We start from the raw sequence: 22,161 nt of genomic DNA on the forward strand, positions 1-22,161 counted from the left end.
CCATCTGGGCTATGGTATTTGTAAATAATTGTATATCAGTGAAAAAAATTTATTTCTTGCTATTCGTTAGCTTATGTTTTCAGTCCGTACAAGCGCAAAAAGAGGGCTATTGGGATAAGGAGCGCTCAATGATCAAGGAGTTTGATGTTCCATCACATGATCGTGTTATCATAAAATCGGATGATTTTCCAATTGGTACGACCGAGCTTATCTTTCGAATCACATTATTGGATAATAACCAACAAATGGCAGGAAGCTTAGTTTCGTTGCTTAAAGCTATTCCAGACCCAACAGGAATAAGTCAAGGTTCAGCTGGCGCAATCTTTTTGATGTCTAAAATTTCAGGTGATGACAAATGTAAATACGCTGTATTTGCCTCAAACAACGATGCTTTAGAGTATCAAAAGTCAGGTAAAACTTCAGATGCATGCTTGCTGCAGGATATCCCTTTGAGTAAAGATGCTAAACGTCTTTCTGTAGATAAATCACCTTGCTTGAAAAATGCTAAGGGTAATTTATGGTTCGGATTTGAAAGCACAAATTGGATTATGAAACAGAAGATAGTTTTAGAGATCGTGCCTTGGGTAGATACTAAGTTGAGTCGAGGCTGGACGGCAGATAACAGAAAGCATATCATTAATCAATGCAAAACATCTTCTCTAGCTCAAAAAATGACAAATTCTGATGACTTTTGCATTTGTCTAGAAGAAAAAATTCAGAAACAATTTCGCTTCGAAGAATTTCAAAAACTCTTAGTTATGGAGCAAGCTAAATTTTATAAAGACTTTGGTACTGCTTGTTATAGTGAAACAAGCGTATCTAAAGCTGTTTACGCTGATCTTCGCCGAAAGGCTGCACAAGACGCAAGCAAAGAGAATTACGGAGAGGCTATTAAACAATTAAGCATGGTTGTCAAAGATGGTCAGGCGACGGCTCTTGATTATGCTAATTTGGGATATTGGTACGTTGTTACCAAACAATACTCAAAAGCTTTAAAGGTGTTGGATGAAGGGGAGAAATTTGATGCTATCGAATTACTGATTCAACTCCATTTGGCTCACGCATTACTTTTAAACGGTGATTATTCGAAAGCGAAATCCATTTACAAAGAATATCAAACACAAAATGTAACCGATAGCTTAAGTTGGATTCAGAAAACCAAGAATGATTTTTCTCTTTTCCAAAAGAACGGAATTCAATCAACTGATTTCGAGAAGATTTTGAAGGTTTTAGATTGATGCGACCCGCATTATTGCAGTGAAAACAGTTTAATTAGAGAATGATATCCAGAATTCGTACTGCTCGGATTCTGGATATCATTCGTTTATATAAAGATTAATAAATAACAGAAACAGATGAAAGCAACCTATCATAAATACATACTTGATTTTAAACGACCTTCAGGCACTAGTAGAGGTGTTATGAATCAAAAAGAAACTTGGTTTATAGTTCTTGAACAAAACGGTGTTAAAGGAATAGGTGAGTGCGGAATTTTGCGCGGACTAAGTACGGATGATCGACCTGATTATGAGGACAAATTAAAATGGACTTGTGAAAATATTCATCTGGGGAAAAATAAACTTTGGGAGGAATTGATGGAATTCCCTTCAATTCAGTTTGGAGTAGAAATGGCATTTCTCTCCCTGGATAGTGAGAATCCATTTTTACTGTTTCCTTCAGCTTTTACAAATCAAGAGAAATCGATCGTTATAAATGGTCTTGTTTGGATGGGTGATGAGGAGTATATGATGGAGCAAATCCAAGAAAAAATAGCAGATGGTTTTCAATGCGTGAAACTGAAAATTGGTGCTATCGATTTTGATGCTGAAATGAAATTATTGCGTTTTATACGGGCTCATTTTGGTCCCGATAAGATCGAAATTAGGGTTGATGCGAATGGTGCATTTGCTTTAGATGAAGCTTTAGGTAAAATTAATCAATTATCTGAATTTGAATTACATAGTATTGAACAACCTATTCAAAAAAACAATACTGACAGGATGGCAGAGTTGTGTGATGTTGCACCTTTCCCCATTGCGCTCGATGAAGAGTTGATTGGGGTATTTTCTAAGGAAGACAAAGAAGCATTATTGCAGAAAATTAAGCCACAGTACATCATTTTGAAGCCTAGTTTTGTGGGGGGCTTTAAGGGTACTATGGAGTGGATTCTGCTAGCTGAAAAGTATAATATTGGATGGTGGATTACATCAGCTTTAGAAAGTAATATTGGTTTGAATGCTATTGCACAATGGACCTTTTTGCTTAATAACTCCATGCCTCAAGGGTTGGGTACGGGTGCACTTTATACTAATAATTTTGATTCTCCACTTTCTGTAGAAAAGGGAAAATTATGGTATAGATATGAATTAGGGTGGGACTTTGAATTTGATTTATTACAGAGTTAATTAAATGTTTTTAGATTTATTGATATTCTAAAAATAGGAAGAGCATTCATTATGTTTTATGGTTTATTGGCGTTTTATATGGGATCCTTCAACTGTTTTCGATATCAATTTTACTTTTGACTTGAAGTTGAAATTATGAACCATGACATTTGGCCTATTTAAACCACATTATTTGATCTTTCAAGGTTTTAAAACTTTCGATACAGTCCTTTTCTTAACTCTGAAATTCTTATTTTTGCATAAATACTATTTTTCATGCAACAATATATTTCCCAATTAAACGACGCACAACAATTACCAGTTTTGCAGAAAGAGGGTCCGATGATTATAATCGCCGGAGCAGGTTCTGGTAAAACACGTGTATTAACCATCCGAATTGCCTATTTGATGGCACAAGGGATAGATGCGTTTAATATTTTATCGCTGACTTTTACTAACAAAGCTGCCCGTGAGATGAAAGAACGTATTTCATCGATTGTTGGGTCGAGTGAAGCCAAAAATCTTTGGATGGGAACTTTTCACTCCATTTTTGCAAAAATACTTCGTTCAGAAGCAGATAAATTAGGGTATCCTTCCAATTTTACCATTTATGACTCTCAAGATTCTTTGAGAGCTATTTCTGGGATTATTAAGGAGATGCAATTGGATAAAGACATCTACAAATCAAAACAGATTTTAAGCCGTATTTCGAGCTTTAAAAATAGTTTGATCACAGTCAAAGCCTACTATAACGATCCTGATTTGCAAGAGGCCGATGCCATGGCTAAAAAACCTAGGATGGGTGAGATTTATAGAAATTACGTAGACCGTCTCTTTAAATCAGGTGCAATGGATTTTGATGATTTACTGCTGAAAACTAATGAACTGTTAACTCGGTTTCCAGAAGTTTTGGCTAAATATCAAAATCGTTTCCGTTATATAATGGTAGACGAGTACCAAGATACAAACCATTCTCAGTATTTAATCGTTAGGGCTTTATCAGATAAGTTTCAAAATATTTGTGTGGTTGGAGATGATGCACAAAGTATTTATGCATTTCGTGGGGCCAACATTAACAATATTTTGAATTTTCAAAAAGATTATGAAGGTGTACAGACATACCGTTTGGAGCAGAATTACCGCTCGACCAAAAATATAGTAGAAGCGGCAAATACAATTATAGAAAAAAACACCGTCAAGCTAGATAAAATTGTATGGACAGCCAATGATTTTGGACCAAAAATAAAAATACACCGAAGCATGACAGATGCCGAAGAAGGTCGTTTTGTTGCAAGTACTATTTTTGAGCAGAAAATGCAAAACCAACTTCACAATGGTTCGTTTGCGATTTTATATCGTACTAATGCGCAATCTCGTGCTATGGAGGATGCTTTGCGTAAAAGAGATATACCTTATCGTATTTATGGAGGCTTGTCTTTTTATCAAAGAAAAGAGATTAAAGATGTATTGTGTTATTTGAGACTAGTTATAAATCCAAAAGATGAAGAAGCATTAGTACGTGTCATTAATTATCCGGCGAGAGGAATTGGAGACACCACTGTAGAGAAATTAACGGTTGCAGCAAATCATTACAAGCGATCGATTTTTGAAATCATGCAAAATATTGATAAAATTGATTTGAAGTTAAACAACGGAACCAAACAGAAATTGAAAGATTTTGTTTTAATGATTCGTAGTTTTCAAGTAATTAATGAAAATCAGGATGCTTTCTATCTAACTGATCACGTAGCTAAAAAATCGGGTTTAGTTCAAGAATTAAAGAAGGATGCCACTCCAGAAGGAATGCTGCGCATACAAAACATAGAAGAATTATTAAATGGTATTAAAGATTTTACCGAAGGTCAGAAAGAAATTGATGGGGCAAGAGGTTCGTTGGAAGAATTCATGGAAGATGTCGCTCTAGCTACTGATCTAGATAAAGATACCGCCGATCAAGATCGTGTAGCTCTAATGACTATTCACTTGGCAAAGGGATTAGAATTTCCGCATGTCTTTGTTGTAGGTATGGAGGAAGATTTATTCCCCTCTGCAATGAGTATGAGTACTCGCAGTGAGTTGGAGGAGGAGCGTCGTTTATTTTACGTCGCCTTAACACGTGCAGAGCATCAAGCGTATTTGACTTATGCACAGTCGCGATACCGCTGGGGTAAATTAACAGATTGTGAGCCTTCTCGTTTTATAGAGGAGATTGATTCACAATATTTAGAATACCTAACACCGCCAGAGAGTAATTATCGCTACCAGTCGACAATTGATAAAGATATATTTGATGATGTAGACAAATCCAAATTTAGATTATCAAAACCTTCCAATGGTGTTCCTCCAAAAAAGGTTTCACCCAATGATCCAAAGTCAGAAATGAATGTGCGCAAATTGAAACCAGTTTCGAGAAATGGTTCGCCGTCACAAGCTAATTTATTTGATAATCAATTAACTGTTGGTAATATAGTAATGCATGAACGATTTGGTAAAGGGCAAGTAGTGAACCTTGAAGGTGTGGCGGCCGATAAAAAAGCAGAAATTAAGTTTGAAGTAGGAGGAATTAAAAAGCTTTTACTTCGTTTTGCCAAATTAGATATTATAGGCTAATTGATTTTCATGTGTGTAAACTGAATTTATCGCTTACGATGAATTATTAGCTATTTTAATCGAAAGAAAATCATTGATCTATCGTGTCGAAATTATCAGTGGGAGGATATACTGCGGAATAGTCACTACGATGGCTGATACAATGCATAAGAGTATGATGCGAGATCAGATTATGCATCATGATAAAGAAGTTTTAAAAAAAGTATAGTAAAAGAATTAGGTGAAACCAACGAATTTTTTAAGAAGGAGTACAAACATTATTTATTATAAAGTCAGAATGATCTTTTACAAAAACCCTATTGATAAGATAGATTGATCGTGAAATAGATTTATCAAATCGTGGTTCTGTGAAAACAGGAATATAGAAATAAGATTAACGTTTTCTTTTTTATAATCGAAAACTAAAACAAAAATAACATGGCAGAATTTATAAAAATATACCAAGATAAGCCAAGCGAGGCTGCATTGGCCAAAGTTGTCAAGGTTTTGCAAGCAGGAGGGTTGGTTATTTATCCAACAGATACTGTTTATGGTTTGGGGTGTGATATAACTAATAGTAAAGCGCTTGAGAAGATTGCAAGGATTAAAGGAGTAAAACTGGATAAAGCGAACTTTTCCTTTATTTGTCATGATCTAAGTAACCTCTCGGATTATGTGCGTCAAATTGATACCGCTACTTTTAAAATTTTAAAACGCGCTCTACCTGGTCCTTATACTTTTATTTTACCAGGTAATAATAATTTGCCCAAAGAGTTTAAAAAGAAAACTACGGTAGGTATACGTGTGCCTGATAGCGCTATTGTTTTAGAAATTGTGCGTTTACTGGGTAATCCAATAGTGACTACATCGATTCGTGATGAAGATGATGTGATAGAATACACTACCGATCCGGAATTGATTTTCGAAAAATGGCAAAATCTAGTTGATTTAGTTATCGATGGTGGTTACGGAGACAATATTGGATCGACAATAATTGATTTATCAGAACAAGAACCGGTAGTCCTGAGAGAAGGAAAAGGAAGTCTTGATATTCTATAATATATTTTAAAAACTAAAAACTAAAAACTAAAAACTAAAAACTAAAAACTAAAAACTAAAAACTAAAAACTAAAAACTCGCAAATAGCTATTTGCGAGTTTTCTGTTTTTTAGCAATTGGGTATTTGACAAGTTTTGCATCTATGGAACAAGATGCTTCGTCATGCCATCTTGTATAATGACTAGTGGCTAGTGGTAATTGTACGTTTTCCAATTTGCAATATAATTAAAGCCGTAATTGTAGTTGTTGTCATAATAAGAATCATAGGGACAATTGAATTAATTACAAATGTTCCTACTGCAAAAGATGCTACAGCTCCTAAACCTAACTGAATTGCCCCCATTAATGCTGATGCACTACCCGTGTTTTTGGTAAAAGGTGCAAGAGTAAGTCCTGCAGTATTTGGATTTGAAATACCGAGGCATCCTAGATATAAAAATAGTAAGGCAATTGTTTCGTACAGTCCCAAAAGATTGTTTAAAGCACCAATTAAGAACACAATAATAATTACTGATTGCGTAAGCAAGGCACTAAAGATCATTTGTTCGCTAGTGTATTTGCGCAATAAAACCGAATTTAATTGGCTTGCGCCTATAAAACTACAAGACATGAAAGCAAAAATCCAACCATAAGTTTTGGCATCTACTGCAAATATATCCATGAACACTATTGGGGATGCTGCTACATAGGTAAATAATCCTGAAAACGAAATAGCACCAGTAAAAGCGTAAGTGTAAAACTGAGGCTCTCTAAGAACTGTCCAGAAATTTTTAAGAATTGGCTTAGGTTTAAGTGATATGGATTCATCAGGTGTGTAGGTGGTAGGTAATCCAAAATAAGAGGATAACAAAACTAATATTCCTAAGAACATTAAGATTAGGAATACCATTTGCCAGCCAAAACTTGCAGTTACATAACCACCAATTGTTGGTGCTAGCATAGGTGATAAACCAACAACTAACATTAAAGTTGAAAAAACTTTAGGTATTTCTTTTACAGGAAATAAATCTCTTACCATTGATACTGATGCGACAGTCGCAGCACAACTTCCTACAGCCTGAATAAAACGCAGACCAATAAAAGTATCGATGTCCTTTACAAATACGCAACCAAGTGAGGCTAAAATATATACAAGGAGACCAATATATAATGGGATTTTTCTACCAAAGCGATCAAGTAGGGGGCCGTATAATAATTGCCCAGCAGATATTCCGATAAAGTAACTTGATAAAGTCATTGCGACTTTTGCTACAGTTGTATTTAGATCAGTAGCAATCCCTGAGAATCCAGGTAAATACATATCAATTGAGAACGGTCCCAAAGCTGTTAGTGAGCCTAAAATTAAAATAAGCTTTAAATATTTAGATTTAGTCATTAGATACTTGTGATTATTGTAGTGTAAAAATAGTATGTTTTATTAGATATATTTAAAATTATATTTACCTTTCAAAATGTTAACAATTTGTTAAACTGACAATGTTAATTAAACCAACAGAAGATTATTTAGTCTTAATATAAAAAATGATTTAAAAATATTTTTAATAATTTAAAATCCAATATTAAAGTTGTAGTCGTATACAGTTTATTTTAATTTTTAAATCACATTTTTTAGGTAAATAGTTTAGTTAGTTTGACGATCCACTCTTTCATAGAATGGATCGTTTTTTTTTATAACTATTTTTGAAATTGGCGATAAAAAAAGCTGTCTAGATAGACAGCTTTTTGAAAATATAAGATAAGTATAAAATACTAGTCTTGATTTATTGTTTTTCTATAAGGAAAAGCGTTAAATATGTGTCTTTTTGCAAAACGACCTGGAGATTCAGCGTTTACCATTTTTACGTAAGTAGCTTTTGGTACACTAATGTACTCGTAAACACTACCATTAGAAAAATTAATTATTAATCTACTTTCAGTATATTTATAATCAGTGATGGTTGCTGTTGTAATTGTTTCAGTGTATTCAGGTAAATTAGCTTTGATAGTTTCTGGATTGATACTAACCAAAAAGTGGTAAGCTTCAATAATTTTTTTACTATTTTCTTCAGCATCTTTAAGACCAGCATCATCACCTTGAAATTTGTCAGGATGTGAATCTTTCATCGCATTACGATAAATGGTTTTAAGTTCTTTTAATTGTACTGTTTTATCTACACTTAGTAGTTTGCGGTATTCAACTATTTTTTTCATAAATTATGGTAACTGCTTGTCTTTTAATATAAAATTGTTTTCTTGAAACATTCAAAAACAACAATTTTTTGCAAAGGTACACTTTTTTTTAAGTTTTTTGTTGTCTTCTATAAAATATTAAAAAAGAGTATTATTCTTTAAACGTACAGGTCTTATTTATTTTCTGGTTTATTATTCGCTTTATCAAAGTTTTTTGATTTCTTAGGATATTTATTGTGGCTAATATCACTTGGGTTTTCTATGATCGTTTTGATTGTAACCATATCACCTACAACATGTTTCGCCATTACCATTTTATAATCTAGTAGGTAAGCACCACAAAAAAAATTATTATCTTCATCTTTTTCAATAACACCTGTATAAACTCCTTTTTGTAACATTTTTTCTTTTGTTTGGTTTTTAATCTAAAATAAAATTAAATGCAAAGATAGTTAATAATAAGAAGAATATTCTGTTTTAAGTATTCTTGTTATATTTGCGCATGGAAAAAATCTTTAGACCTAGTCCAAATTCTTTTAAAAATACATTCTGTGTTTTTAAAGAGGTCAATGTTGATGCTATTGAAGGATTGAAATTACAATTTGAAAGTAAAGCGGGAAGCTCTTATTTCTATACAAAAGAAGGAATGTTTCGCTATTCTAATCATTGGGGCAGACTGGCTAATAGCAAATGGAGACTCATAGCTATGGAACAGACGACAGATTCTAAAAGAAAATTGGGATTTGCAAATTGGTCTGATTTTTATCCCGACAATGCAGAGGAAGAGTTGTATTTTATCGAAGTAGATTATGCAAATAACACAGTTAATTATCAGCATAAATTAAGTCCTACTTTTGATAGTAAATCCATTCTAAGAACTAGTTTCGAGACTACTAAGAAAATTAAGCAGATAAGAAACTTACAGCAACTTAATTCTTGGGCTAAATATTTTGATTATGACGATTTAGATCTTTTACGAATACAAATTATTGATGAGTTGGTATATTCGAATAAGCCTCTAGAAGCAATTAAAAGTGAATTGTTAAAGAAATAATATTAGGAGTTTGCTATTAGATACAAATCTTCTAGTTTGATAGGTTTGGACATGTATCCTAATATCGATTTGTTATTCTTGGCTTTTTCTTTGTCTTCGACAGCTATAGAAGAGCTAGATATATAAATCAAAACAGATTCTAATAACTGCGAGTTAATTTTTGCAATTTCATCCATAAAACCCCATCCATCCATAATAGGCATCTCGATATCCAGCAAAATAATATCTGGCAGATCGACTTCTTTGTCTAGTACAGATTTCAAAGCTTCTATAGCTAATTTGCCATTTGCAAAAGGAACTATTGAAGAAAATAAATCAGATTTAGTGATTATTTTTTTCATTATTATTTGATAAATAGGATCGTCGTCTATTACCCAGATAGATTTCTTTGTCATGAAATATATATTTTAAATGTTGTTCCTATATTGGGTTGGCTTTCGATAATAACTTTTCCACCCATCGCATCAATTTGATTCTTTGTAATAAAAAGCCCAATTCCTCTAGACTCTGGATTGTTACTGAATGTCTTGTACATTCCGAATATTTTACTTCCATGACGTTCTAAGTCAATTCCGATTCCGTTGTCTGTAACTTCAAGTACATTCCAGTTGTCCTCTTTTGTAATAGAAATATTTACCTCTGGTCTCCTATCTGGATGACTATAACGAATTGCATTTGATATCAGATTATATAAAATACTCTCTAGGTAAGCTGGATTATAAGTTAATTCAATTGCATCATTAACAGTAGAATTAATAACAGCCTTTTTTAGTCTTATCTTATCTGCAACTATTATTAAAGTATTGTCAATGTAACTCTTCAAATTAATACTTTCGACTACCAAATTTAGATTAGATTGTATATTGACTACTTCATTTAAGTTTTCTAAAGTTTCATTTAAAGCATTTGATACGTTTTTTAATAACGCTACATACTCTCTTGTTTCTTCTTCGTTATCAGACGATTCTATCAAATCGGTTAGAGAACTAATATTACTGGTGTGTGATCGCAAATTATGAGAAACAATATAAGAAAAATTAAGCAATCTTTTGTTTTGCTCTGTGACTAATTCGAAAGAATTATTTAACTCGTCTTGTATTTCTTTTGTCTTAGTAATATCGATCATGATTCCACGCAGCGATTTTACAGTATTATTTTCTCGAATAACATTTACAATATCACGCAACCAAACTACAGACCCATCTTTGGCTATCATTCTATATTCAAAGTCGTGATCAACTCTTGATCTTGTTTTCTCGTTGCAATAATTAAGTGTTGAGAATTTATCATCAGGATGAATATGAGTCTCCCAAAAGTTGGGCGTAGACAACCATTCTTCAGAAGTGTATCCCAAAATCATTTCTACCTTTTGGCTTATAAATGTGAAATTAAAAGTATCAGAGTTGCATTCCCAAACTATTCCGTCTATCGTATTAATTAATGATTCAATTCGTTGTTGGTAAATTTTCGATTTCTTTTCGGCTACTTTTCTTTTGCTAATATTTTCGACAATAGCCATGAAGCTAGATTTTTCACCTTCTAGGGTTGTTAAATACGATACGGTCAATTTGACCCATATTATTTTACCATTTTTTTTATAATACCTTTTTTCAATAGAATATTTATTGATATTTCCCTGTACAAGTCTATCAAGATGCTCCATGTCATTCTTTAAATCTTCTGGATGTGTGATTTCCATGAAGTTCTTACTCTTCATCTCCTTTGGCGTGTATCCTAATAAGGAGGCAAATTTATGGTTGATAGCAATAAATTTCCCGTCAGTTATGCTTACGTTTGCTATTCCTACTGCTGCTTGATCAAAAAAGGATTTAAATTTAAGTTCACTATTGAGTAAAATTTGTGCTTGTTTTTCTAATAAAATTTGCAACTCCCTTGGTTTTTGTAACACAGATGTCGTAATAAAACCAAAAAGTATTGACAAGATATAACCAAATACAGCAAGCATGATGATAGTAGTATCAATAGTAGCTTTAGACTCTTTTTCAATCAAATAAATTGTCCAATCACCATCCGGAATATTGGTTGAAACATAATTCAAATTTTTGAACTCCCGAATTCCTTTCAAATAAAATACCTCCTTATTTGTATTTGGATTTCGTTTTGATAACTGTAGATAATAATTAGAATTCGATAAGGCATTGTGATCAAAAAAGCTAAATAATTGCTCAATTCGGATGACAACAGCTGAGAATCCCCAAAATTTATCATTATTATAAACGGGAAGTCTACCAACGATTCCTTTTCCTCCTTGCAGTAAATCAAGGGGACCTGCAAAATACATTTTTTGACTGCTAATTGATTTCAGAGCTTCTTTGCGATGAATTCTTGAAGTTAAAATATTCAAACCCAAAGCTTGTTTGTTGGGTGTATAAGGGTAGACATAAGTTATAACCCCATTAGGGACTAGTTGAACGCTACTTATATTTTGATTTGATTCTATTAATTTCTTTGATAAGGTATTAAAATTTATAGGATATCCTTGGTCATTAATTGTCAGTGCCAAAGTCAGTGCAGTGGTGTAGCTGTTTTTTAATGTTTTCTCTAAATCTTGTTGAATAACTTTTAAATCGTTATTCATCTCCGCTTTCTTTTCTTTTTCTAAAATGAAGTGTTGTTGTGCAACCACATAAGTCACTATTACACTAAGCGACAAAAAGACAAGAAACCCAAGAGTCTTAGGTTTGTTGAATCGGGTTATGAAATTGATAGTATTATTTATTAAACTCATATTGATTACAAAACAGGTATTGCTATAGTTTAAAAAAGAATAATTAAATACTATACCTAACAAATATACTAAATTATATAGGTTTAAAAAGACAAATTCGAAATTTGAAGGTAGATGTACTGAATTTTGCTTACAATTTTCTCTAAAATTATATGGAAGCATTTTACACGTTAATTTAAGATATTATAGGGTCTTTGAGATTAAATTAATTTTAAGTTATCTTTGAGCAATTTAAAAAGTGAAAATGGGAAGGAATAACGAAAGGAACATCAAAAAGCATAATGATAAATTACATAAAGCACAAGATAAAGCTAAAAAGGCTGCTCTTGATCGCAAAGAGCAATTGAAAGAAATTACAAAAAAATACAATGAAAGTAAAGCTGCAAAAGAGTAGCACATTATAGCAAAATGGAAAAAAATAAATTCTCAGACATAAAAGCAAGTGTTCAAGAGGTAATAGACTTAATCGCAAGCCATGATACTATTGAAGCCGGAAATAAATTAATTGTTGTAAGCGAGCAATTGGATGAATTGCTTGACTTTGCAGAAGAAGACGAAGACTTGATTGAAATAAGTAAATACCAAGTATTGCTAAATCAATTATTTTTGAAAGTGAATCCTACAATCGAGGAATAATATATGGACTGTTAGATTATGAAAAGTATTGATTGCTATTGCTGTTCTGGTAAAACATTTGACAACTGCTGCAGACCTATATTAAATGGGGAAGGTAAAGCTTCTAGTGCCGAACAATTGATGCGCTCTAGGTATTCTGCATTTGCTACTCAAAAAAGCGATTACTTAATAGAGACTACACATTTTTCTACACGCAAAAACCATAGTGAAGAGGATTTACTAGATTGGTCTAGAACTAATAAGTGGATAAAATTGGAAGTTATTAATGCAACGGCAACTACTATTGAATTTAAAGCGTTTTATGAGGATGAACTGAAAACAGCTCTAATTCATCATGAATTTTCAATTTTTAAAGAAGAGGACAAAATATGGTATTATGTAGACGGTCGATTTATGTAATTTTCTAGAAGTAAAATAATAAAGAAGGGTTTAGATTTTATATCCAAACCCTTCTTTATTTTAATGTAAATTATCTAGTTCCAATTTCAAACGATCGGTTTCGTTGGTAATGTTTTCTACTTCTTTTTTCCAATAACTAACCTGCTGTTGCTCTAAAGCAATTTCTTCTGCGCGTTCTCCATCTGATCTGAAAAACTGAAAATTTGCCGCTTCGGATAGTTTATTTTTAGCAATTTCAAAATTGTTGTGTGCCGTAGCTAATAAACTATTGTTAGCATTAATTTTGGCGGTAAGAGCTTCTTTTCTCTCTTTTAATTGTCGCTCTAAATCAATCTTCTCTTGAATTTCCATTTGAATTTTTTGCTCCTCAATTTCTTTTTGTTGCAATCTGTACTGAACGTTATTTTTTTCAGTTTGCTCATTTTTCAATTCCGTTTCCTCACGACGCATATCTTGGTATTTGCTCAAAATAAAGCTTCCAACTATTAAGATACCGAAGAACAAAATAAATATAAATACGCTTTTATTTAAACCTAAAATTTTATTCTTCTTCTCGGGAGTTACAATTTCGACTATTGGTTCTGCCGTTGGAATTGGTTCAAAAACGGTTGTTGTTACTGGAACACTCTTCTTTATTGGAGGAGGAGAGCTAACGAGTAGACTCCTTAACTCCACAACTTCACTAGCATTTTTCCAATCTAACATACCTTCACACCAAACAGGTGTCGTCGCTTTGATATTTTTGAATTTTAATTCTTCAATTGTGAAAGGACCAGAACTTTCTATTCCGTCATGTAAAAAATAACTGTTCATTTTATTATTGCTCTTTTGTTTTCAAAAATACAAAACAAAATTCATTTTCACTCTTAAAATTTAAGGAAGAAAAATGTGAGTTATTACAATCCTATTTTCTGTCAAGGATAGTAATGGAAAGCACGCAAAGGAGGAAGCCTTTTAATAAAGCTGGATTTAAAACAGCGACCGAAGGAAGCTCGTTTTTAACCCAACTTTATTGGCTTACTACTGCGGACTTGAAATGGATAGCCTGCTCGGACAGCCTAAAAATCCTTTTTAACTTAAAATTAATAAGCGTTCGGTGTTTGCATACTTTAAAAAGCTGTAATTTTAAAAATAAGAAGTGAGTGTTAAATAAATTGCTCACAAATGCTATGTAGATCGATGAATTCTATATTCCATTTAAAAAAAAAATAGTATCTACGAATGAAAAATGAATTAAAAAAAGGGTTTTATTTTAAGCAGTATTCGGCTCCCGAGCAGTCTCCGTTTGATAAGCTTTTTGGTATTTTCAAAGAGTTAATTACGCATACCTCAGGTGATTTTGATGAAGCTATAAGTTGGTTGCGAGAATTAGATATTGAGTATAAGTTAACAGATGAAAATTACACTATTGATGATTTTATTGAAGACTTAAAAAAGAAAGGTTACATAAAAGATGAGGTTAAAGAGGATGGAACTGGCGGAATAGGAATCACGGCTAAGACAGAAAGAGCAATACGCCAACAGGCTCTAGATCAAATTTTTGGTAATTTGAAGAGGTCTGGTGCTGGAAATCATAAAACAAAACATTCAGGAACGGGCGATGAGCACACAGGAGAGTTGCGAGAGTTTCATTTTGGAGATGGATTAGAGAAAATTTCGTTAACGGAGAGTTTGCGCAATGCGCAAATCAATAATGGTGTGGGAGATTTTATGCTTACTGAAAATGATTTAGTTGTAGAAGATTCGCAACATAAATCTCAGATGAGTACAGTCTTGATGATCGATATAAGTCATAGCATGATTTTATACGGTGAAGACAGAATTACTCCTGCTAAAAAGGTTGCAATGGCATTAGCGGAATTAATCACTACACGCTACCCAAAAGATACATTAGAGATTTTGGTATTTGGAAATGATGCTTGGCCGATTGCAATAAAAGATTTACCTTATTTAAAAGTAGGTCCATTTCATACAAATACGGTTGCAGGTTTGCAATTGGCAATGGACATGCTGCGTAGAAAACGTAATACTAATAAGCAAATCTTTATGATTACAGATGGAAAGCCTAGTTGTGTAAAGGAGCGTGATGGTTCTTACTACATGAATAGCAATGGTCTTGATGATTATATTGTGGATAAATGTTATACACAAGCGCAGCAGGCTAGAAAGTTGCATATTCCGATTACGACTTTCATGATTGCAAGTGATCCTTATTTACAAAAATTCGTGAACAAATTTACTGAGGCCAATCAAGGTAAAGCATTTTACACTGGACTCAAAGGCTTGGGCGAAATGATCTTTGAGGATTATGAAACAAATAGAAAAAAACGAATTAAATAATTATAACGCAACTTTATAAGTAGCAAAATATAAAACATAGAATTGACAAAAGTAATTCTAAGGGATAAATAAAAATTATGAGCACACAAAATATAAAAACATTAGGAGAATTAAAAGCTTCAGGGTATCAAAGTAAATCGGTTAAAGATGAATTACGCACAAACCTGATTACTAAAATAAAAACAGGTAAACCAACTTTTGAGGGTGTACATGGCTTTGAAAACACTGTGATCCCAGAGTTGGAAAGAGCAATATTATCGCGTCACAACATCAATTTTCTTGGTTTACGAGGTCAAGCAAAAACGAGACTAGCTAGAAAAATGGTAGAATTGCTGGATGAGTATATTCCTTTTGTAGCTGGGTCAGAGATTAATGATGATCCTTTGAGACCTATTTCTCGTTTTTCTCAAGATTTGATTGCTGAAAAGGGGGATGATACTCCAATTTCTTGGTTGCATCGCTCTGATCGTTTCTCTGAAAAATTAGCTACTCCAGATGTTACTGTAGCCGATTTGATAGGTGACGTTGACCCAATTAAAGCAGCAAATCTAAAATTGTCGTATGCAGATGACCGTGTGATTCATTTTGGAATGATTCCGCGTGCAAACCGTTGTATTTTTGTAATTAATGAATTACCTGATTTGCAAGCCCGTATTCAAGTAGCCTTGTTTAATATATTGCAAGAAGGGGATATTCAGATTAGAGGATTTAAATTGCGTATGCCACTTGATATCCAGTTTATTTTTACTGCGAATCCTGAGGATTATACCAATCGTGGAAGTATTGTTACTCCTTTGAAAGACCGTATTGGTTCTCAGATATTAACGCATTACCCAGAGACAGTTCAAATTGCAAGAACCATTACTGAGCAAGAAGCAAAATTAGATGCTACACAGTTGAGTCGAGTACAAGTTCCATCATTGGCAAAAGACTTATTAGAGCAAATAGGCTTTGAAGCTAGAGATAGTGAATATGTTGATTATAAAAGTGGTGTAAGTGCCAGAATGAGCATCACCGCTTATGAAAACTTATTGAGTACAGCAGAACGCAGAGCTTTGCTTAACGCAGAGGAAGAAACTACGGTGCGTTTGTCTGACTTTATGGGAGTCATCCCAGCAATTACTGGTAAAGTAGAGTTGGTGTATGAGGGAGAGCAGGAAGGAGCTGCTTTTGTAGCGCAACATTTATTGGGTGCTGCTATTCAAACTTTGTTCCCGCTGTACTTTCCGAAAATAGAGAAACTGGAGAAACCTAATGAGAAAACAACTTACACTGATTTGATTGAATGGTTCTTTGCAGAAAGTGGTTTCGAATTATTGGATGATACGACAGGTGATGACTATAAAAATATTTTAAATGCAATTGTTCCATTAGAGATATTAATAAAAAAGTACCAACCGGAACTTGCTGCTGAAGATCATTTGTTTATGAAAGAATTTATTTTATGGGCTATGGTTGAATATAAAAAATTAAGTAAAGATCGTATCGCAACTGGATACCAATTTAAAGATATTTACGGAAGCTATATCAGTAAATTATAATAAGACATATCAATTTTTTTAAAACCTGATTCGGATCTCTTTCTGAATCAGGTTTTTTATTTGTGTTAGAAGAAACATTATAATTGAAAAAGAAATGAATTGCGTTTAGTTTAATACTTGATTTTAGGAATAAAAAAACCACTCTTAAGACGAAGCTTGAGAGTGGTATTTTTATGATGTTAAACTAATTGTTACAGGTATTCTCCGTGCTGAGAGATATCCAGTCCTAATTCTTCCTTGTCTTCAGTTACACGTAGCGGTGTAATTTTATTTACAATGAAAAATAGGGCATAAGATCCTAGGAAAGCAAATACAGATACAATTACTAGAGCTGTTAATTGGGTAATAAATAATGTAGTGTCTCCAAAAATTAAACCTTGATTATCGCCTACGGCAGGGTTAATAGCATTTGAAGCAAATACACCAGTTAATAACATACCTACCATTCCACCAACACCGTGACAAGCAAATACATCAAGCGCATCATCAATTTTGCCTTTAGGGAAAAGACTAACCATATAGTTACTTACAATACTACTGAAGATACCTATAAAAATTGCATGTGGAATACTTACGAATCCTGCGGCAGGAGTGATTGCAACTAGTCCAACTACGGTTCCTATACAAGCACCCATAGCAGAAACTTTATGTCCTAAAATTTTGTCCATAAAAATCCACGCCATTCCAGCAGCAGCAGCAGCAACAGTAGTTGTTCCTAAAGCTTGTACTGCCAGTCCATTGGCTCCTAATGAAGATCCAGCATTGAAGCCAAACCAACCAAACCATAATAATCCAGTTCCTAACAATACATAAGTGATGCGAGCAGGATTTACTTTTTGAATCCTTCTTTTTCCTAGAAACATAGCGCCCGCTAATGCAGCCCATCCTGCACTCATGTGTACTACTGTACCTCCTGCAAAATCAAGAACACCCATTTTAAAGAATAGTCCATCCTCATGCCATGTCATATGACAAAGTGGAGTGTAAATAAATAGTGTAAATAGCACCATAAATAACATATATGCCCAGAAGCGAATTCGTTCTGCAAATGCACCAGTAATCAATGCAGGTGTAATAATTGCAAATTTGGCCTGAAATAAAGCAAATAATAAAAAGGGTATAGTTCCCCAAGCAGTATGAATATCAACATTTTGAAACATAAAATAATCAGCTGGATTTCCGATAAATCCACCTATACTTGTTCCAAATGACAAACTAAATGCAACTAAAATCCAAAGAAGTGTTACAACTAACATTGCCATGAAACTTTGCAACATTGTGCTAATGACATTTTTTTTACCAACCATTCCACCATAAAAGAAACCGAGCCCAGGCGTCATAATAAGCACAAGAGCGGTGGCAACAATCATCCATGCTGTATCACCAGTATCAAAGACTGGTTCTTCTGCAGGGGCGACAATTGGTGATAGAATAAAAGTAGAAAATAACGTTAGAACTGACAGTGCGATTAAGATCACACTAAGAATAATTTTTCTCATACAATTTTTAAAATTAGGTGTAGTTTTTTGCGAAGTTATAGAAATATTAAATACACCCATAAAAAATAAGGGGCATAAGTTTATTTTTTGTTAAAAATATAACTTGCACCCCTATTAATATGGCTTTTATACGAAAAAATATGAATTTGTGATTCTTTTATTGTGGTTTCGAACTGAATTTTTAATAATTATTAGTAGCAGTACTCACTGATGTACTACTTATATATGAGCAATGTCTACTAATTGAATTTAAACTCTGAGCAGACAAATTAAGCTATTACTGAAGAATGCTTAGCTTCCAGTATTTGCACGGAAATCATTATTTGAGTTCAAAATTATGGATGATATATCATGGTTGGTTAATAAAGTCTAACTAACTACTTTTTCGATATAATCAGAATTTAATAAGTACAGGGCACCCATATATTGCAATTTAAAACTAACTAAATCTCCTATTTTATAATCCTTGTCAGAATTTGAAATATCGATGACTAGCATATCTGAACTAGCGTCAACAATTGTAATTTTATCATCTTCTGCTTTCAGATATTGTGGTTGCATGTCAAGCAGACCTATGTCGAGTATTGCTCGTAATGAACTGCTGCTAAAATCTACATTTGAATCTACTGTAAATGACTTTCCTGCTACATTTTCGCCCAATTCACCAGTTGGAGTATCTGGTTTTTCTGTAATTTCAATAATTTCTGCAAAAAGTTTAAATACATCGTTGTGCATGCCTTCCATGGTTTTACCCGTAAAAAGATCTTTACCAAAAAACAAAGCTTCCCCAATTCTAAAATGATTAACAGCCATTGGTCTGGCGTTTTTCAAAATCAACGGTACTGCTACCGATGTTCCACCAGAAACCCAAGGAATAGTGATATCAAATTTTGCTTCTATAAGCTGCTTGTAAAGACTTAACTGGATTAATTTATCTTGGGTAGGCATAACACCGCTCAAGCAATTTAAATTGGTACCAATTCCTCTTATTTCAATATTGGGTAATTGTAATATATCTCCATAAAAATTAATTAATTCTTCACCCATGACACCTTCACGTAAATCTCCCATCTCAATCATAATAATGATTTTATGGACTTTATTTTGTCGCTGCGCTTCTTCCGATAATAATTGAATGGTATACTTCTCTGTATTAAAACTCACATCAGCGTAGCGTACAATACGTTCGATACTTCGCTTTGCTGGTGGTTTGATATAAACCGTCTGAATATCTGGGTTTAATTTCTTTATTTTTTTTAAATTGCTTATGCGCGAATCGTGCATTTCGACCACTCCCAAATCCATAATTTCTTGTAAGTAAATGGTGTTACCACATAATATTTTGGTCACTACTCCCCAATCAATAGCTCGGGATGTAAAAATCTCGTTCAAGAACTTATAATTTTCTTGTAGTTTATTTCGATATAAATTAATGAAGGCCATTATTGTATGGTTTTTCTTGGAATTGTTTTGGAAATTCGTGTAAGTAATTCGTAATTGAGCTGGTTGCTTAAATCACTAAAAGATGCCACCGAGACAGTCATATCGCCTTGTTTTCCTATTAGTATAACTTCATCTTCCTTCTTCACATTTCCGATGTCGGTAATATCTACCGTCATCATATTCATGTTTACAGAACCAACCACTACGCAGCGGTAGCCATTTATGATTACTCGCCCTTGATTACTCAAAGAACGACTATAACCATGAGAATAACCTATCGGAATTACAGCTATCGTCATCTTTCTTTCGGCTAGAAAACTAGTTCCGTAGCCTATAAATTCTCCCGCATTTACTTTTTTGATGTTCATGATTTTTGTTTTCCAAGTAATCACGCGACTTAGCGGGTCTATTTTGCTTTTTTTACTGTTGAGGTAATTAACAAAAACCTCTGGACTAGGCCACAAACCATACTGCATAATACCAATACGTACCAAATCCATCCTAGTTTCAGGAAACATCATAGACGCCGCAGAACAAGCCGAATGTTTTATTTCGGGTTTCAGACCGTTGTCACCCAAGTATTCGTAAGCTTCTTCAAAACGTTTAATCTGTTTGTGAATTCGGTAATAATTAGCGATGCTTTCTGCTCCTGCATAATGTGTACAAAGACCTATGAAATCAATTTGCTCTTTTTCTTTTTTTAGAATCGAAATAACTGTAGTTAATTCTTTTTTATCAAAACCGGTACGATTCATACCAGTTTCAATTTCGATATGAATTTTCGCTGTTCTCTTTAAAATTTTTGCACTTTTGATAGCATTACTGAGTCGGTGCTTATCGAACACAAAGAACTGAATGTCATTGGCGATTACCCAATCCATATCTTCATCAGAAACAAGACCGAGTACCATAATTGTAACTTTGTCACCCAATTTAGCATGCACTATTTTAGCTTCTTCAACATCGAATACTGAAAAATGCTGAATACCGCATTCATTTGCCATGCTTACAAATTCGGCCAAACCATGACCATAAGCGTTTCCTTTTACAACAGATGAAAGTACAGTTTTTTTACCAAATGTTTTTTGTAAAAAGGCAATATTGTTTTGTAAAGCAGTTCGGCTTATTTCAATTGTCGAATTAGTGTGCATCGGTAATTTGTTTTGCAATTTGATGAAAGATTGCAACCCCAGTCGTAATAATATCATCTGGAAAATCGTAATCTGGATTGTGCAGGGCAGGAGTATCTGTACCAGAGCCCAAGCCGAACATTGCACCCGCATATAGTTTTGTGAAAATTCCGAAATCTTCTCCCCATGTAAAAGGAAATTCCTTCTCTATAAGTTCAAAATCATTATTCTTTGCTGCTTGTCTTACATAATCGACTGCCTCGTCATTATTCTCATTAGCATGAAAGCTTTGGGTCCAACTAATTTTAATATCCAAATGGTATTTTCTGGCAATTGCTGTAGCTGTATTTTCTAGATTGGCTTCGATAATTTTCATTTGTTCGTTGCTATCGCTACGTACTGTAAAATGCGTTTGACCTCTTCCTGCAGAAACACCGTATGCTTTTGAACCCATTTTTGAATAAATAGGAGTAATCAAGCAAAAGTCTGGTTGCGAGATGTCTGTCTGCATTTGTCCCAAAAATGACGCTGTAATTTCAGCCAAAGCCAAAGCCGGATTGATCCCTTTTTCGGGTTCACCCGCATGAGAAGTTTTACCTTTCAATTTAATGATGATACTATTCACCGCACAAGTAAAAGTGCTATTTTTTACTAATATCTGATTTTTTGGATAGCTTGGTAAATTATGCAAAGCAAATATAAAGTCGGGTTCAAGTGCTCTAAATCGCATATCTGGAACAATGCGCACGACTCCTTTCCCATTTTCTTCTGCAGGTTGAAAAAGCAAAACTACTTTTCCTGTTTCAGGCCTATTGACATGCAATTGTGTTGCTAGTCCGCAAAGTATGGTCATATGTCCATCATGACCGCATTTGTGTGACACACCTGCATAAACAGATTGGTGGTCAAATGTATTGACTTCTTGGATAGGTAATGCATCAAGCTCGGCTCGAAATATAACTGTTTTACCTTTTGCTTTTCCATTATAGATCGCTAGAATACCTGTTTCTCCCACTTCGGTAATTAAATCGTCAGGAGGATAGTTTTCGAGAAAACTAATAATTCTTTTAGCTGTATTCTTTTCTTTCAGAGCTGTCTCAGGGTGCTTGTGCAAATCTTTACGTAAAGCAATTAATTCAGGTGTATTTAAAAGGAAATTTTCCATTCGG

Annotated in this window: 20 protein-coding genes; 10 read left to right on the plus strand and 10 right to left on the minus strand. The window is 33.6% G+C overall.

All coding sequences use genetic code 11. The features are described 5' to 3' along the window. Positions 1-38: 38 nt before the first annotated feature. From LXH21_RS13980 to LXH21_RS13995, 4 genes are all read left to right on the plus strand, one after another. Complete coding sequence (locus LXH21_RS13980; protein WP_317208809.1) at positions 39-1,238, plus strand: tetratricopeptide repeat protein; 1,200 nt, start codon at positions 39-41, stop codon at positions 1,236-1,238. Positions 1,239-1,355: 117 nt separating this feature from the next. Beyond that, positions 1,356-2,405, plus strand: a complete 1,050-nt coding sequence (locus tag LXH21_RS13985) for an o-succinylbenzoate synthase (RefSeq protein WP_239867115.1) — start codon at positions 1,356-1,358, stop codon at positions 2,403-2,405. Positions 2,406-2,660: 255 nt separating this feature from the next. Then, entirely contained in the window at positions 2,661-4,994 is a 2,334-nt protein-coding gene (locus tag LXH21_RS13990) for an ATP-dependent helicase (RefSeq protein WP_239867118.1), read from the plus strand. A gap of 417 nt (positions 4,995-5,411) precedes the next feature. After that, positions 5,412-6,032 (plus strand): L-threonylcarbamoyladenylate synthase, encoded by a 621-nt coding sequence (locus tag LXH21_RS13995; RefSeq protein WP_239867121.1) that lies wholly within the window; start codon positions 5,412-5,414, stop codon positions 6,030-6,032. A 181-nt stretch (positions 6,033-6,213) separates the two neighbouring features. Here LXH21_RS13995 and LXH21_RS14000 read toward each other — a convergent pair whose 3' ends face one another. The 3 genes from LXH21_RS14000 to LXH21_RS14010 form a co-directional block, all read right to left on the minus strand. Beyond that, positions 6,214-7,407, minus strand: coding sequence for a multidrug effflux MFS transporter (locus LXH21_RS14000; RefSeq protein WP_239867124.1), 1,194 nt, complete (start codon positions 7,405-7,407; stop codon positions 6,214-6,216). A gap of 374 nt (positions 7,408-7,781) precedes the next feature. Further along, complete coding sequence (locus tag LXH21_RS14005; protein ID WP_239867127.1) at positions 7,782-8,222, minus strand: KTSC domain-containing protein; 441 nt, start codon at positions 8,220-8,222, stop codon at positions 7,782-7,784. Positions 8,223-8,374: 152 nt separating this feature from the next. Further along, on the minus strand, positions 8,375-8,602 hold the full coding sequence (locus tag LXH21_RS14010; protein ID WP_239867129.1) for a hypothetical protein: 228 nt from the start codon (positions 8,600-8,602) through the stop codon (positions 8,375-8,377). Between the two features lie 101 nt (positions 8,603-8,703). Here LXH21_RS14010 and LXH21_RS14015 point away from each other — a divergent pair, with 101 nt between their 5' ends. Next, the gene (locus tag LXH21_RS14015; RefSeq protein WP_239867132.1) at positions 8,704-9,255 is read left to right on the plus strand and encodes a hypothetical protein; all 552 of its coding nucleotides are present in this window, start codon (positions 8,704-8,706) and stop codon (positions 9,253-9,255) included. Positions 9,256-9,257: 2 nt separating this feature from the next. On the opposite strand, the gene LXH21_RS14020 is transcribed toward LXH21_RS14015, so the two are convergent. Both LXH21_RS14020 and LXH21_RS14025 read right to left on the minus strand, forming a co-directional pair. Beyond that, positions 9,258-9,650, minus strand: coding sequence for a response regulator (locus LXH21_RS14020; RefSeq protein ID WP_239867135.1), 393 nt, complete (start codon positions 9,648-9,650; stop codon positions 9,258-9,260). After that, positions 9,647-12,004 carry a PAS domain S-box protein gene (locus LXH21_RS14025; protein ID WP_239867138.1) on the minus strand — a complete coding sequence of 786 codons (2,358 nt, stop codon included), beginning with the start codon at positions 12,002-12,004 and terminating at the stop codon, positions 9,647-9,649. Before LXH21_RS14025 ends, LXH21_RS14020 begins: the two co-directional genes overlap by 4 nt. Before the next feature lie 244 nt (positions 12,005-12,248). On the opposite strand from LXH21_RS14025, the gene LXH21_RS14030 reads away from it, so the two are divergent. From LXH21_RS14030 to LXH21_RS14040, 3 genes are read left to right on the plus strand one after another with little or no spacing between them, the layout of a single operon-like run. Continuing rightward, on the plus strand, positions 12,249-12,398 hold the full coding sequence (locus LXH21_RS14030) for a hypothetical protein (protein WP_239867141.1): 150 nt from the start codon (positions 12,249-12,251) through the stop codon (positions 12,396-12,398). A 14-nt stretch (positions 12,399-12,412) separates the two neighbouring features. Next, on the plus strand, positions 12,413-12,640 hold the full coding sequence (locus tag LXH21_RS14035) for a hypothetical protein (RefSeq protein ID WP_239867144.1): 228 nt from the start codon (positions 12,413-12,415) through the stop codon (positions 12,638-12,640). A gap of 18 nt (positions 12,641-12,658) precedes the next feature. Further along, positions 12,659-13,039: a YchJ family protein gene (locus tag LXH21_RS14040; RefSeq protein WP_239867147.1), complete on the plus strand. Its 381-nt coding sequence runs from the start codon at positions 12,659-12,661 to the stop codon at positions 13,037-13,039. A gap of 60 nt (positions 13,040-13,099) precedes the next feature. Here LXH21_RS14040 and LXH21_RS14045 read toward each other — a convergent pair whose 3' ends face one another. Next, positions 13,100-13,852, minus strand: a complete 753-nt coding sequence (locus LXH21_RS14045; RefSeq protein WP_239867150.1) for a DUF4339 domain-containing protein — start codon at positions 13,850-13,852, stop codon at positions 13,100-13,102. A gap of 408 nt (positions 13,853-14,260) precedes the next feature. Here LXH21_RS14045 and LXH21_RS14050 point away from each other — a divergent pair, with 408 nt between their 5' ends. Next, on the plus strand, positions 14,261-15,379 hold the full coding sequence (locus LXH21_RS14050) for a vWA domain-containing protein (RefSeq protein ID WP_239867153.1): 1,119 nt from the start codon (positions 14,261-14,263) through the stop codon (positions 15,377-15,379). Between the two features lie 77 nt (positions 15,380-15,456). Further along, positions 15,457-16,920 carry a sigma 54-interacting transcriptional regulator gene (locus tag LXH21_RS14055; protein ID WP_239867156.1) on the plus strand — a complete coding sequence of 488 codons (1,464 nt, stop codon included), beginning with the start codon at positions 15,457-15,459 and terminating at the stop codon, positions 16,918-16,920. 191 nt (positions 16,921-17,111) lie between these two features. Here LXH21_RS14055 and LXH21_RS14060 read toward each other — a convergent pair whose 3' ends face one another. From LXH21_RS14060 to LXH21_RS14075, 4 genes are all read right to left on the minus strand, one after another. Then, positions 17,112-18,419 carry an ammonium transporter gene (locus tag LXH21_RS14060; RefSeq protein WP_239867159.1) on the minus strand — a complete coding sequence of 436 codons (1,308 nt, stop codon included), beginning with the start codon at positions 18,417-18,419 and terminating at the stop codon, positions 17,112-17,114. A gap of 369 nt (positions 18,420-18,788) precedes the next feature. Next, complete coding sequence (locus LXH21_RS14065; RefSeq protein WP_239867162.1) at positions 18,789-19,862, minus strand: alanine/ornithine racemase family PLP-dependent enzyme; 1,074 nt, start codon at positions 19,860-19,862, stop codon at positions 18,789-18,791. Beyond that, positions 19,862-21,013, minus strand: coding sequence for an alanine racemase (gene alr / locus LXH21_RS14070; protein WP_239867164.1), 1,152 nt, complete (start codon positions 21,011-21,013; stop codon positions 19,862-19,864). The genes LXH21_RS14065 and alr overlap by 1 nt, the downstream gene beginning before the upstream one ends. After that, the gene (locus tag LXH21_RS14075) at positions 21,003-22,157 is read right to left on the minus strand and encodes an amidohydrolase (protein ID WP_239867166.1); all 1,155 of its coding nucleotides are present in this window, start codon (positions 22,155-22,157) and stop codon (positions 21,003-21,005) included. The genes alr and LXH21_RS14075 overlap by 11 nt, the downstream gene beginning before the upstream one ends. Positions 22,158-22,161 lie beyond the last annotated feature (4 nt).

This window comes from Flavobacterium algicola (assembly GCF_022399565.1).
GTDB classification, from domain to species: Bacteria; Bacteroidota; Bacteroidia; order Flavobacteriales; family Flavobacteriaceae; genus Flavobacterium; species Flavobacterium algicola.